Below are 14,379 nucleotides of genomic sequence, written 5' to 3'. Positions count from 1 at the left end.
ATATTTTAAAATAAGAGGTATATATGCATAAAAATTATCCAAGTCATGTTACTAAAGAACAATTTGAGAACATAAAATCAACTTTAGAAAACAGCAAAAAGAAAACAAAACCAAGAAATTTAGATTTATATGAAGTGTTTTGTGCAGTTTTATATGTATTAAAAAGTGGTTGTCAATGAAGAATGTTACCAAAAAATTTTCCAAAATGACAAACTGTATATTATTATTTCCAAATTTGAAGTAAAAACAATGATAAAGAACCTAGTGTATTGCAATTAATTTTAAAAAAAATTAGTTAAAAAGATTCGTATTAAGAATCATCGAAAAGAAAAAACTAGTTTTTGTATAATTGATTCGCAAAGTGTTAAAAATACAGATACTACTGAAAATAAAGGTTATGATGCTGGTAAAAAGATTTCAGGAATAAAACGTCATATTGCAGTTGATACGCAAGGTTTACCACATGCAATTTACATAACTACAGCAGAAAAAACAGATCGTAATAGTGCTATCATAATGATTAAAAGTGAAAAAGAAAATCTTTCTACAGTTCAAAAAATAATAGTAGATGCTGGCTATACTGGTGAAAAATTTGCTTCTGCAATCAAAACAATCATAAATGCAAATGTTGAAGTTGTAAAACGTAATGAATTACATTCTTTTGTAGTACTACCAAAAAGATGAGTTGTAGAACGAAGCTTTGCATGATTAGAAAAATGCAGAAGATTATGAAAAAATTGTGAAAGAAAACTAAATACTAGTTTACAAATGGTTGTTCTTTCCTTTATTTCAATTTTATTAAAAAGATTCTAAACAGGTTCTAAGATCTAAAATACCTACAAGATCTATCACAAATATTAATATTATATTAAGTTTCTTTAATTGAAAATACTTATCCCTAAGTCAATTAAATATAAAATTAGCAGTTACTACTTGAAACTGCTAATTTTATTTGTTAGTATATTAATATGATTAGCAATCAAGTAATTATAGTGCTAAAAAGAGGAGTGACATTATGCAATTAAATGAAATCCCTAACTATAGTAATGATCCTAAAATTCTTGATAAATTTGCTCGTAATCTAATTGTACAAGCTAAAACAGGAAAAATGGATCCTATTATTGGACGTGATGAAGATATTCGTAAAGTAGAAGAAATACTCTCACGAAAAACTAAAAACAACCCCGTCTTAATCGGTTTACCTGGTATTGGTAAGACTGCTATTATTGAAGGTTTAGCCCAACGTATTGTTCGTGGTGATGTTCCCAGTAACTTAAAAGATAAAATTATTTATGAACTAGATATGGGAGCACTAATTGCTGGCGCTAAATTCCAAGGTGAGTTTGAAGAACGATTAAAAGCGGTTATTAACCAAATTAAAAATTCTAATGGAAAAATTATTTTATTTATTGATGAACTACATTTAATTGTTGGTGCTGGTAGAACACAAGGTTCAATGGATGCTTCTAATTTACTAAAACCAATGTTAGCACGCGGTGAACTACGTTGTATTGGTGCCACAACACTTGACGAATATCGTCAATACATTGAAAAAGATGCAGCCCTTGAACGAAGATTTCGTAAGATGATTATTAAAGAACCAACAACAGAAGATACAACTGCTATCTTACGTGGTTTAAAAGAACGTTTTGAAGCTTATCATGGTGTCAAAATTCATGATAGTGCATTAAGAGAAGCTGTTTATCTATCTAATAAATATATTAATGATCGTTACTTACCTGATAAAGCAATTGACTTAATTGATGAAGCTTGTGCTAGTATTAAAACTGAAATTGCTTCGGTTCCTAGTGATTTAGATGATATAAGAAGAAAAGTCTTACAATTAAAAATTGAACAAGCAGCCTTAAGCAAAGAAAAAGATGAAAACTCGCAAACAAGACTAATTGAAGTCGATAAACAATTAAAAACTAAAAAAAATACTTTACAACAATTAGAAGATAAATGAATCAAAGAAAAGTCAGCATTAGACCATATTACTAGTTTAAAAAATAAATTAGAAAATGCTAAATCAGAATTAGAATTGTATCAATTATCAGGTAATTTTACAAAAGCTGGTGAACTACAATATAGTATTATTCCCAACTTAGAAAAAGAACTTAAAGATAGTGAAAATATAAAAAAAGATAATCCTTTACTACGCGAAGATGTTACTAGTGAAGATATTGCAAAAGTTGTTGCAAAATGAACTGGCATTCCTGTTACTCGTTTATTAGCAACCGAAAAAGAAAAATTATTAAAATTACCCTTAACTTTAAATACGAGAATTAAAGGTCAAAGTAATGCCCTACAGTTGGTAAGTGATGCTTTAATTAGAGCTCGTGCTGGCATTAAAGATCCCAATCGCCCAATTGGTTCATTTATTTTCTTGGGTCCAACCGGTGTTGGAAAAACTGAAGTTGCTAGAACCTTAGCTGATATTTTATTTGATAGCGAAAAAAATATGGTTCGTATTGATATGTCAGAATTTATGGAAAAACACGCAGTTAGCAAATTACTAGGTTCACCTCCTGGCTATGTTGGTTATGAAAACGGTGGACAATTAACCGAAAAAGTAAGAAGAAATCCTTATAGTATCATTCTTTTTGATGAAATCGAAAAAGCCCATCCTGAAGTATTAAATATTTTATTACAAATTCTTGATGAAGGTAGAATTACAGACAGTCATGGTCTCTTAATTGACTTTAAAAACACAATAATTATTATGACTTCAAATCTTGGTTCACAAGAACTATTAAGTGGTAAAGATAACAGCAAAGAGCAAGCATTAAATATCTTAAAAAAATCATTTCGACCAGAATTTATTAATCGAATTGATGAAATTGTTATCTTCAATCCATTAAGTAAAAAAGTTATAACAGAAATTATTATTAAAGAATTAGATACTTTATTATTGCGATTAAGACAAGAAAAAAATTTACAATTATCTTATGAATCAGAAGTAGTTAATAAAATACTAAAAGATGCTTATGATGAAGAATATGGCGCACGACCGATTAAACGCTATATTCAACACTATATTGAAACTATTATCGCACAAGCTATTATTAAAGAAGAACTAATACCCCACAAACGAATGGTAATTACTATCAATAAAGACAATATGTTTATTCTCAGTAAAAAAATAAAATTCAATTAAGTCTTGATATTATTATACTCTCAGTTATAATTATATAAGTATTGGCATTCAATGTTAATGAATGCTAAAAAAGGTGGTGAACAATGTTAAGTAACAGACAATCACAAATTTTAAAAATCATTGTTGAAAAATATATTAAAACAGGATTACCAATTGGTAGCAAAACTATTTTAGAAAATAATAACAATATTAATTTTTCTAGTGCTACTATTCGTAATGAATGTGTTGAATTAGAAACATTAGGATTATTAGAAAAAGCACATAGCTCTAGTGGTCGTATTCCTTCAACAAAAGGTTATCGCTATTATGTTGATAATTTAATGAATATGGGTGAACATCAAGAACTAGAAATCTTGAAGAAAAAAATAGCAGAAGTATTTAATAACCGTAACTTAGTAATTACCGAAGTATTAAATAAAACTAGTAGTATTTTAAGTGAAATGACTAATTTGATTAGTATTGTTACTGGTCCTAATATTAATGAAGATACTTTAAAAAAAATTGAATTAATACCGATTAGTAATGATAATGCTTTAACAATTTGTATTACTAGTAATGGTCATGTTCAAAACAAAATGTTTAATATTCAAGAAACATCATTAACCGATTTATCAATTGCCATTGATATTTTTAACACCAGATTAATTGGTACTAAAATTAGTGAAATTAGTGAGAAAGTAAATTTATTAAAACCAATCCTTGAACAACAAGTACAAAAATCAGAATATATTATTCAAGGATTTGTTAACACTTTAATTAATTTCTCACGACCACTATCAACAACACACGGTGTTCAATATATGTTAGAAAATCCTGAATTTAATGATATTAATAAGGTTAAAACAATTATTAAATTCATTGAATCACAATCACCATGAATGTATTTTGATGAATTAAATAATAATCAACTACAAATTAAAATTGGTGAAGAACTGGGTAATGAAAATAACGATATGGCAATGATTACTACTACTTTTAAAGTTCATGATGGTGAACAAGGACAAATTGCAATTGTTGGACCTAAACGTTTAGAATATGAAAAACTAACTGAAATTCTAAATTGGATTAATCAAACATTGATTAAAAACTTTAAATAGAAATGAGATGATAAAATGACAAAAGCTAAAAAAGATAACATTGATAACGTATCAGCAACAGAAACTAAAGATACAACTATTTCAACTCCTGTTACTGAAACACCAGTAAGTGTCGAAGAAGAAAAAATATCATTAAATAAAGAAATCGAATTAGAAACAAAAATTAAAGAATTAACAACAGAACTTAATAAAATTAATTCACAACAAAAGCAATTAATGCTAGCTACTAAATTAAATACCATTAAAGAATTAGAAATTCAAAATAAAGAACACATTAAATATGCTAACCAAAAAATTATTAAAGATTTAGTTCATACTTTATTAAATTTCCAACGAGCACTAAACTTTAAAACTGATAATGCAGCTGTTCAAAATTTCCTAGTTGGTTTTAAATTTATCTATGAAGAATTAATTAAAGCACTTGGTAAAGAAGGTTTAAAAGAAATTACTGCTAAAGTTGGAGATCAATTTAATTCTCACCAACATGAGGCAGTAGAAATTATTAATGATAATACAAACAATGCTTATCAAAATGTAAAAAATAATACTATTGTTGAAGTTATAGCTAATGGTTATGAATTGCATAATCGTGTCATTAGCACCACTAAAGTTAAAGTTTTTCAAACTAAAGAAGAAAAAACAGAAACAAAGAAAAATTAAGGAGTGAAAATATTATGTCTACAAATAAAACAACAAATAAAGAAATCATTTTAGGAATCGATCTAGGAACAACTAATTCATGTGTTGCCGTAATGGAAGGTGATAAGCCAAAAGTTATTGAAAATGCCGAAGGCGGAAGAACAACACCATCAGTTGTTGCTTACAAAGATGGTCAAATTATGGTTGGTGAAGTTGCTAAACGTCAAGCTATTACTGATCCAGATAATACTGTTAGTTCAATTAAAAGAATTATGGGAACTAAAGAAACAGTTAAAGCCGCTACTAAAACACGTAAACCAGAAGAAGTATCTGCAGAAATTTTACGCACTATTAAAACTTTTGCTGAATCAAAATTAGGTAAAAAAATATCAAAAGCAGTTATTACTGTTCCTGCTTACTTTAACAATGAACAACGTGAAGCTACTAAAAATGCAGGAATTATTGCAGGATTAAAAGTAGAAAGAATTATTAACGAACCAACTGCTGCTGCCATCGCTTATGGTTTAGACAAACAAGATAAAGATCACAAAATTTTAGTATTTGACTTAGGTGGTGGAACATTTGACGTTTCAGTTCTAGAATTAGCAGGTGGAACATTTGAAGTATTATCAACTAGTGGTGATAACAAACTTGGTGGTGACGACTTTGATGCCTTAATTGTTCAACATTTAGTTAGTGAATTCAAAAAAAGTAATGGTGTTGACTTATCAAAAGATAAAATGGCAATGCAACGTTTAAAAGATGCTGCTGAAAAAGCAAAAAAAGACTTATCAGGAGTAGTACAAGCTGATATTTCATTACCATTTATTTCAATGAATGCCTCAGGTCCATTACATTTAAATGAAAAATTAACACGTGCCAAATTTAATGAACTAACAAAATCACTAGTTGAAAGAACTATTGCTCCTGTTCGTGATGCCTTAAAAGAAGCTAAATTAAGCAAAAATGAAATTGATGAAGTTATTTTAGTTGGTGGTTCAACAAGAATCCCAGCTGTGCAAGAAGTTATTAAAAACGAAATTGGTAAAGAACCACATCGTGGTGTTAACCCTGATGAAGTAGTAGCTTTGGGTGCTGCTATTCAAGGAGGAGTATTATCGGGTGATGTTACTGACGTTTTACTATTAGATGTAACTCCTTTATCATTAGGTATTGAAACTTTAGGAGGAGTAATGACGCCATTAATCTCTCGTAATACTACTGTTCCTACTAAAAAGTCACAAGTTTTTTCAACTGCTGAAGACAATCAACCCGCTGTTGATATTAGTGTTTTACAAGGAGAACGTCCACTAGCTAAAGATAATCATTCACTGGGTCGTTTCCAATTAAGTGGTATCGAACCAGCACCAAGAGGTGTTCCACAAATTGAAGTTACTTTTGATATCGATGTTAATGGTATTGTATCTGTTAGTGCTAAAGATCTAAAAACTAATAAAGAACAAAAAATTACTATTAGCAATAGTGGTACTTTAAGTAAAGACGAAATTGAAAAAATGGTACAAGATGCTGAAAAGAATCGTGAAAACGATGAAAAACATAAAGAAGAAATTGAATTATCTAATCAAGGACAAGCCTATATTTATGATATTGATAAAATGACTGCTGAAGTTACTAAATCAGCAAAAGAAGGCGAAGCAGAAAATCCACAAATTGCTGAAATGAAAAAACTACGTGATGACTTACAAAAATCATTAGATGAAAAAAAATATGATGATTTAAAAGAAAAACTAGAACAATTAAAACAAGCATTTGCTGCTGCACAACAATTTATGAACCAACAAAAACAAGAACCAACAGATCATATTAAAAAAGATGATAATAAAAGTGATGATGTTATTGATGTTGACGCAACAACTAAATAAAATAATTAGAGGTGGACAAAATGGCAAGTAAAAAACGTGATTATTATGAAATTCTAGGAGTTTCGCGTAATGCTACTCCAGATGAAATTAAGAAAGCGTTTCGTACGCTTGCAAAAAAATATCATCCCGATTCACCAAGTGGTGGTGATGAAGCTCGATTTAAAGAAATAAGTGAAGCTTATCAAGTTTTATCTGATACTAATGAAAGAGCAAAATATGATCAATTTGGTCATGATATGCCCGGAGTTGGTAGTTCTTCTGGCTTCGGTGGCTTTGGTGGTTTCGGTGACTTTAGTTCGGCATTTGGTGACTTATTTGGTGACTTATTTGGTGGTAATAGAAGACAACAACAACGCTATAATGGTAAAACACCAGGTGATAATATCCTAACAAAAGTTGAAATTAGTTATCGTGATGTATTCTTTGGCAAAAAAATGACCATTAGTATTAACATTGATGTTGCTTGTAAGGATTGTAAAGAAACTGGTGCTAGAACTCCTAATGATATTAGTACATGTGATAAATGTAAAGGTAAAGGAATTCTTGAATATGTTCAACAATCACCATTAGGTATGTTTAGACATCAAGGTGTTTGCAACCAATGTCAAGGACTTGGTAAAATTATTCGTCAAAAATGTTTAAAATGCAAAGGACATCGCTATTATATTGAAAGTCAAAAATTAGAATTTGATATTCCTCGCAGTATTTTTGATGGTCAACAAATTAGAATTAAAGGTAAAGGTAAAATTGGTCATAATGGTGGCACTCAAGGCGATTTATTTGTTGGTATTAATATTAAGCGACATGCTTTCTTAGATCGTCAAGGTAGTGATATGTATATTAAATTACCAGTATCTTACTTAGATATTATTTTGGGAAATATTATTATGATTCCTACCTTTGAAGGAATAATTAAACATAAATTACCATTAGGACTACAATACGGTGACAAAATTACTTTAAAAAATCAGGGATTCTATTACCCTAATAGTAGTAAACGTGGTGATTTACATGTTATTCTTGATATACAAATGCCTAATAAAGTTACTAAAACAGAGCAAGAAAAATTATGAAATATTAATAACGAAACTAAATTTGATCCAAATGAAGATTTTGTTAATAGTGCAATAAAAAGAATTTAATAAATTAATATATAAAAAATAAGAACATATGTTCTTATTTTTTATATATTAATTTTTTCACTTTATTAATTGGACCTTTTTTACCAATATAACACATTACACAACTAGTTTCATTTAAATATTTGTAATAATCTTCATTAGAGTGGAACCTTTGTCATTGTTTTACTTCTCATATTGGTATGTCGGTAATATTAATTACTACAACATTAAAATACAACGGACTTAATAATCATAATAAATGAAATAAATAATTTATATCACTATTAATATTTTTAAATAATAAATCACAAATAAACAATGCTGTCATCATATATCAAAACCCAATTTCTGCTAAATAATTAGGGTGACGACAATCTTTTCATAAACCATAATTAATAAAAAATAAATCATGTTTTTTCTTTAAGGAAAATCTAAACTTTTGTCAATCTGCAATTGTCTCAATAACTAAAAATAAAATAGCAAGCATAATAAAAATAAGTAAGTAATTATTAAATGTACTATTAAAATAACCAATATCAAGACTTAATGCAAAAACCGTAGGAATACTAATCATAAAAACTGAAATTCCTTGTAAAATTGAAAAAATACTAAATTTTCAAAAATTAATAATAATTTTATCAAAACGATATTCAACCTTATGTTTAATAATTTTTAATAATAAAAAACTACCTAATCTTAGAGCTCAAATATTATAAAGAACAAACAACGAAATTTGGACAGGACTAAAATTTTGCTTTCACGCAACGATGATCACACTTAAATAAATAAAACTTAAACAATAAATAATATCAGTTAAAATAGCAGTTTTAAAAATAAAAGCTATCATAAAGAAAATAAAATTAATAGTTAATGATATTAAAAATATTCAAAGTATAATATAAAAATCCATAATAAATACCTCTCTAAATTATATTAAATATATTTCAATTATAACAACTAATGAAATAAGTTTAATAACTTAGATTTAAATTTTAATTTTGTACAAAAATATATTTAAATTATATATTTTAAATATATAGCTAACTAAAGTAATGTTTACTCATATCTTGAAAAACAAAATCAATCGCGTTTTTAATATTTGGTCAATAATTTGGTAATATTTTTCTTATATTATGTTTTATAGCAAATCAAAAATGTTCAATTGGATTTAAATTAGGAGAATATGGTGGAAGAAATAATAGTTTGCATCCAGCATTTTCAATTAATTGTTTTGTTGCTTTAGATTTATGAAACGTCGCATTATCTAAAACTATAATTTGTCCACACTTTAATACTGGAATTAGTATATTTTTAACATATGATTCAAAAATTTTACTATTGCAATGTCCTTCAAATGCTCATAGAGCTTTTAATTTACCTTTATTTAGTGCACCAATTATACTCATTCTCTTTATTTTATATGCAGGTTTATTATCAAATAATCTTTTACCTTTTTCAGACCAACCATATTTATAAAATTCATTATCATCAATTCCAGATTCATCAATATATACCAAATCTTCATTCATTATTTTCGCTATTTCTTTTAAAAAATCTTCTTGTTTATTTTTATCTCTTTGTTCATATAGAAAAGTTTTTTTTATATGTATAATTTAGTTTTTTGAAATAGTTATAAACTGTTTCTTTTGTCATATCACCAAATTTTTCAATTACTTTTTGAACTGTAACATCTTTATTTTCTGCTAAATAATTTTTTAATTCATCTAAATCCTTTATTTTGTGGCTATGTCCTTTTTGATAATTCAAAATTGGTTTTATATTTCCGGTTTTTTGCTTTCTTTTTCTTCATAAAAATAAAGTCTTTCTAGTGATATTGAACACTTTACAAATTTCTTTAATTTTCATGTTTTTACTTTCATAAACTTCTATTACTTTTCTTCGTAAGTCCTCACTGTATGGTTTTGGCATAATTTAATCTTCCTAATCTATTTTAATTATTGCTGAATTATACTTGTAAGTGCAAGAATTGTTTAAATTACATATTATTATTTTACATTATTTATGAGTAAACATTACTTTCGTTAGCTATATAATTCAATTATAAACTTACATAATATAAGTTTATAATTAACTTTAGTTTTAAAGTAATTGAATTTTTAATTTTAAAATAAAGGGGAATTAAAATTATGCCATCAATAACTGAAATAGTTAATATATATTACACACAAGATTTATTAAAAGAAAGAGAAAAAAATAAAAATATTAAAAAAGAAAAAGTAAATGACAAATTAGATGTTAATAAAATAAATGCTAATGATACACAAAATAAACAAAATTCAACAAACAAAGATAATAGTTATTGTAGTATTTCATAATTTGTTATTAATACAAATATACAAAAATAGTTAATTGCATTTATTTTTAAAAACACTAAAATGTAGTTAACTTCTTAAATTTAAGAAGTTATTGGAAAAAATAAAAAGGGGGTTTTCATAATGAAAACATTATTAACAGCAGTAAGTCTTTTAACACTTGCAACAACCACAGGAAATTTAACAAGTTTCTTAAACTCAACTATACAAAAAAATGATATTACAACTAACTATATTCAAAATAAAACTCAACAAGACACAATTTATATTGACAAAGATGGCAAACAAATAACAACGGTGGTTAGCCCTAATTACTGGACCATATTTTGATAGATATTTCTAAATTTTTATTTGTAATATTGGTGGTTTTAAAAATTTAGAATGTATTCTTTCATAATTATAAAACATAACATATTGATTTACATCATTAATAGCTTCATTGATTGTTAAATATTGATTTGAGTCTTTAGGCAATCATTCTTGAGATAAATGTGAAAATCAATTTTCAGATATGACATTACCGCCAATATCATATGGTTGTTTTTTGCTTAAAATTATTTGTTTGTTTTTTGCTCATTTTGTAATTTCTTGACAATAAAATTCGTTGGCGTTATCTGAATGTAAAATAACGTTTTTTATTTGATTTCAAGAAAATTGGTTGTTTATTTTTTCAAGTGCAGGAAGAATTAAATCTTGATATGATTTATTTGAAAATGTATTATAACTAACAACATTATTTGAATAAAAATCAATAATTACAAAAAGATATAGTCAACCTTCTTTGGTGTTTATTTGTTTAGTATCCATTGATCAAATTTGATTTGAAGCGGTTGTACTTTTGTAATCTTTGTTTACTTTATCCATTGTAGGTATTCACTTATTTGGATTTTTTTTGTTTTTAGGATAGTTATTTTTAGTTTGTTTTAATCCTTGAATATTGTGTTTTTTCATAATTTTTCGCATTTGTTTTGTTGATAATTCTATATTTAAAATGATATTTTTCTCTTGTTTTAATCACTCTTTAAAAGCTGAAAAAATTCTTAAATATCCATAAATTCTACCTTTTCTTGTAGAATGAAATTCGATTAAAAGTTGGCATAATTCTTGATATTTATGATTGCAATTAATAATATGATTTTTTTCTTTTTTAATAAGTTTTTGTTTATTTTTTAAAAAGTAATATGTTGATCTGTTTAATTGAAGATATTGACATAAGTTTCTAATTGAATATTGATTTTTGCAATCATCGATAATTTTAATTTTTTCTTTGATATTTAATTTGTTAATTATTAATGCTATTTGTTTAATTTTATCCATTAATAAAAATCCTTTCAGGTCAAAATTAGTGTTCATTATATAACACAATTGTTTTTAGAATACATTCAGATTTTTTAAATTAATGGTCTAGTAAAAAGGGCTAAGTGGCCCCATCCAAATTATTAATAATTGTATGATAATCACCAATAAATTTTAATTTTTTATCATAACGATTTTTAGCCATTATATTACTCCTTATTTATAAATATTATAAATAAATTATATCATTTTATGATAATATTTATAATGCTATAATCACTTTATTAATGAGATTTAGTAAGAACCTGTTTAGAATCTTTTAGAAAATAATGTAAAATTACTATATATTTTAAAATAAGAGGTATATATGCATAAAAATTATCCAAGTCATGTTACTAAAGAACAATTTGAGAACATAAAATCAACTTTAGAAAACAGCAAAAAGAAAACAAAACCAAGAAATTTAGATTTATATGAAGTGTTTTGTGCAGTTTTATATGTATTAAAAAGTGGTTGTCAATGAAGAATGTTACCAAAAAATTTTCCAAAATGACAAACTGTATATTATTATTTCCAAATTTGAAGTAAAAACAATGATAAAGAACCTAGTGTATTGCAATTAATTTTAAAAAAAATTAGTTAAAAAGATTCGTATTAAGAATCATCGAAAAGAAAAAACTAGTTTTTGTATAATTGATTCGCAAAGTGTTAAAAATACAGATACTACTGAAAATAAAGGTTATGATGCTGGTAAAAAGATTTCAGGAATAAAACGTCATATTGCAGTTGATACGCAAGGTTTACCACATGCAATTTACATAACTACAGCAGAAAAAACAGATCGTAATAGTGCTATCATAATGATTAAAAGTGAAAAAGAAAATCTTTCTACAGTTCAAAAAATAATAGTAGATGCTGGCTATACTGGTGAAAAATTTGCTTCTGCAATCAAAACAATCATAAATGCAAATGTTGAAGTTGTAAAACGTAATGAATTACATTCTTTTGTAGTACTACCAAAAAGATGAGTTGTAGAACGAAGCTTTGCATGATTAGAAAAATGCAGAAGATTATGAAAAAATTGTGAAAGAAAACTAAATACTAGTTTACAAATGGTTGTTCTTTCCTTTATTTCAATTTTATTAAAAAGATTCTAAACAGGTTCTAAGAATAATTAATAAAAAGGAGTTGTTATAGTGTTTGATTATAGTATTTTTATTAATAAATCTAATGAAGAAATTTTAAAAAAATTAAAAGAAGAAATTGAATCATGAGATGAAAATTTTTATAAAAAAAATTATATAAACCTAACTATTATGTTCATAATAGAAGATTAAGAAGAGCAATTACTCCATATGGAAAAATAATATTTACAAGAAGATTATATAAACAAAAATATACTGGAGAATTATTTTCTTTTACCGATGAATATTTTGGATTACAAAAAAATAAAAATGTTACTAAAAGTTTAAAAGAAAATATTTATAAACAATTAACAACTGGTAAAACAATTATTAATATTAAAAATGATTTTTCATTATCTAAAATTTCTAATTCTACTATTAGTAGAATTTTAAGTTCAGAAAATAAATATTATTTTGGAAATAATAAAGTTAAAAAAAATAAAATTATTAGATAATGTTTTACAAATAAATATAGATGATTGCTATAAAAATTTAAAAGTTAATAATAAAAAAGAAAAATTTAAAATAAGAGTTATTACATTTAATACTGGTCTTGGTTGAGATAAAATTAAAAAAAGAAATAAATTATTAAATAAAAGATTTACATATTTGATTTCAAATGTAAGAATTGTTATTAAACAAAAAGATATGGCTAATTTTATTATTAAAAAAATTAATGATTTTTATGAATTTGAAATATTTCCTAAATTAATAATAAATGGTGATGGCGCGGATTGAATTAGAGGATTATCTAAAAAATTAAATGCTACTTTTATTAATGATAAATTTCACATTTATAAAACTCTTTCTAAATTATTTTTAGTAAAAAATAAAAATATTAAAGATAAGAATTTAAAATCAAAAAAAATTAAAGAATATTTTAAAGCAATTGAATTTGTTAAAAATGGTAATTATTTAGATTTAATATTATTATTAATTGATAATAATATTAGTGATAATATGTTGAAATATTTTCAAAATATTAGAGAGGGAATTGAAAATCAAAAGTCAGAATTTAATATTGGTGGTTCTGCTGAAAGTGATGTTTTTCATTTTATTAAATCAAACTGTGGAGGAGCAAGAATATTTTCTTATAATCATTTTGTAAATATGATATATATGAAAGCAGATTTATATAATAATAAATAAAAAATAATAAATTTTTTTTTATTTATTATTGCATATTATTTATATAGTGCTATAATTATTATATAAATATAGATTTTACTAAATTTTATTTCTTTTTAGTTTAAAATCTAGTCATATCTGGGATACGGCTAGTTTATAATGGCTGTTGAAAGACCTTTTAAAAATCGTCAAAATCAATTTGAAATTGATTTTATCACTATTAAAACTTGAATAGCTAATACAGAGGAATTAAAAACACTATTAAAAAAGAATGCAATTATTGGTATTAAAGGTAGAATTCAAACATTTGCTAATAAAGCTAATGATTTTTACTATACAGAAATTATTGCTGATCGTATTATTTATTTAACTTAAAAGTAATTAAAAAATGGTCTTAATTACTCAATAATTAAGACCATTTTTATTTTTACTACTAATAAGTTTATAGTCACTTTATATTTTTTCAAATTAAAACGATATATAGTAAAATAAATTTGTTATAATTTTACTATAATTTATTAGTATAAAAGGTTAGGAGCAA

General features: G+C 25.3%; 17 protein-coding genes. 13 read left to right on the top strand and 4 right to left on the bottom strand.

All coding sequences use genetic code 4. The annotated features are described in order from the left end of the window. Positions 1–23 precede the first annotated feature (23 nt). The 6 genes from AACL11_RS09115 (at position 24) to AACL11_RS09090 (ending at position 7,918) form a co-directional block, all read left to right on the top strand. Positions 24–813 (top strand): IS5 family transposase gene (locus AACL11_RS09115; RefSeq protein WP_281747819.1). Its coding sequence is split into 2 segments (ribosomal slippage): positions 24–284 and positions 286–813, totalling 789 coding nucleotides; the frame shifts between segments, so codons are not numbered across the junction. 202 nt (positions 814–1,015) lie between these two features. Beyond that, a complete protein-coding gene (locus tag AACL11_RS09110) occupies positions 1,016–3,157 on the top strand; it encodes an ATP-dependent Clp protease ATP-binding subunit (RefSeq protein ID WP_252320599.1) in 2,142 nt (713 codons plus the stop codon). 83 nt (positions 3,158–3,240) lie between these two features. After that, entirely contained in the window at positions 3,241–4,254 is a 1,014-nt protein-coding gene (hrcA, locus tag AACL11_RS09105) for a heat-inducible transcriptional repressor HrcA (protein ID WP_252320996.1), read from the top strand. Positions 4,255–4,269: 15 nt separating this feature from the next. Beyond that, positions 4,270–4,914 carry a nucleotide exchange factor GrpE gene (locus AACL11_RS09100; RefSeq protein ID WP_338987534.1) on the top strand — a complete coding sequence of 215 codons (645 nt, stop codon included), beginning with the start codon at positions 4,270–4,272 and terminating at the stop codon, positions 4,912–4,914. A 14-nt stretch (positions 4,915–4,928) separates the two neighbouring features. Then, complete coding sequence (gene dnaK / locus AACL11_RS09095; RefSeq protein ID WP_338987533.1) at positions 4,929–6,776, top strand: molecular chaperone DnaK; 1,848 nt, start codon at positions 4,929–4,931, stop codon at positions 6,774–6,776. A gap of 20 nt (positions 6,777–6,796) precedes the next feature. Beyond that, a complete protein-coding gene (locus AACL11_RS09090) occupies positions 6,797–7,918 on the top strand; it encodes a DnaJ C-terminal domain-containing protein (RefSeq protein WP_338987531.1) in 1,122 nt (373 codons plus the stop codon). A 34-nt stretch (positions 7,919–7,952) separates the two neighbouring features. Here AACL11_RS09090 and AACL11_RS09085 read toward each other — a convergent pair whose 3' ends face one another. From AACL11_RS09085 to AACL11_RS09075, 3 genes are all read right to left on the bottom strand, one after another. Further along, positions 7,953–8,807, bottom strand: coding sequence for a DUF1295 domain-containing protein (locus AACL11_RS09085; protein WP_338987529.1), 855 nt, complete (start codon positions 8,805–8,807; stop codon positions 7,953–7,955). Positions 8,808–8,937: 130 nt separating this feature from the next. Beyond that, positions 8,938–9,438: an IS630 family transposase gene (locus AACL11_RS09080; RefSeq protein WP_338988468.1), complete on the bottom strand. Its 501-nt coding sequence runs from the start codon at positions 9,436–9,438 to the stop codon at positions 8,938–8,940. 28 nt (positions 9,439–9,466) lie between these two features. Next, complete coding sequence (locus AACL11_RS09075) at positions 9,467–9,826, bottom strand: helix-turn-helix domain-containing protein (RefSeq protein ID WP_338973555.1); 360 nt, start codon at positions 9,824–9,826, stop codon at positions 9,467–9,469. A 218-nt stretch (positions 9,827–10,044) separates the two neighbouring features. Between AACL11_RS09075 and AACL11_RS09070 the strand changes: the two genes are divergently transcribed. Together AACL11_RS09070 and AACL11_RS09065 are read left to right on the top strand one after the other, a co-directional pair. Further along, a complete protein-coding gene (locus tag AACL11_RS09070; protein WP_338957506.1) occupies positions 10,045–10,233 on the top strand; it encodes a hypothetical protein in 189 nt (62 codons plus the stop codon). 120 nt (positions 10,234–10,353) lie between these two features. Further along, entirely contained in the window at positions 10,354–10,563 is a 210-nt protein-coding gene (locus AACL11_RS09065) for a hypothetical protein (protein WP_338987527.1), read from the top strand. A 6-nt stretch (positions 10,564–10,569) separates the two neighbouring features. Here the strand turns inward: AACL11_RS09065 and AACL11_RS09060 are convergent, their stop codons facing one another. After that, a complete protein-coding gene (locus AACL11_RS09060) occupies positions 10,570–11,583 on the bottom strand; it encodes an IS3 family transposase (protein WP_338986622.1) in 1,014 nt (337 codons plus the stop codon). Positions 11,584–11,893: 310 nt separating this feature from the next. Between AACL11_RS09060 and AACL11_RS09055 the strand changes: the two genes are divergently transcribed. The 5 genes from AACL11_RS09055 (at position 11,894) to AACL11_RS09040 (ending at position 14,213) form a co-directional block, all read left to right on the top strand. Continuing rightward, positions 11,894–12,683 (top strand): IS5 family transposase gene (locus AACL11_RS09055; protein WP_281747819.1). Its coding sequence is split into 2 segments (ribosomal slippage): positions 11,894–12,154 and positions 12,156–12,683, totalling 789 coding nucleotides; the frame shifts between segments, so codons are not numbered across the junction. A gap of 39 nt (positions 12,684–12,722) precedes the next feature. After that, positions 12,723–12,863 carry a hypothetical protein gene (locus AACL11_RS09050; protein WP_338987526.1) on the top strand — a complete coding sequence of 47 codons (141 nt, stop codon included), beginning with the start codon at positions 12,723–12,725 and terminating at the stop codon, positions 12,861–12,863. Next, on the top strand, positions 12,824–13,165 hold the full coding sequence (locus AACL11_RS10570; RefSeq protein WP_422397955.1) for a UPF0236 family transposase-like protein: 342 nt from the start codon (positions 12,824–12,826) through the stop codon (positions 13,163–13,165). The genes AACL11_RS09050 and AACL11_RS10570 overlap by 40 nt, the downstream gene beginning before the upstream one ends. Next, positions 13,125–13,859, top strand: coding sequence for a UPF0236 family transposase-like protein (locus tag AACL11_RS09045; protein ID WP_338987525.1), 735 nt, complete (start codon positions 13,125–13,127; stop codon positions 13,857–13,859). The genes AACL11_RS10570 and AACL11_RS09045 overlap by 41 nt, the downstream gene beginning before the upstream one ends. A 138-nt stretch (positions 13,860–13,997) precedes the next feature. Further along, a complete protein-coding gene (locus AACL11_RS09040; protein WP_338987524.1) occupies positions 13,998–14,213 on the top strand; it encodes a single-stranded DNA-binding protein in 216 nt (71 codons plus the stop codon). The last annotated feature ends 166 nt before the right edge of the window (positions 14,214–14,379 follow it).

This window comes from Spiroplasma endosymbiont of Dasysyrphus albostriatus, from assembly GCF_964019495.1.
Classification (GTDB): Bacteria; Bacillota_I; Bacilli_A; order Mycoplasmatales; family VBWQ01; genus Spiroplasma_E.
The sequence above is the reverse complement of the archived record's forward strand: the minus strand, read 5'-3'. Positions and strand labels throughout refer to the sequence as shown.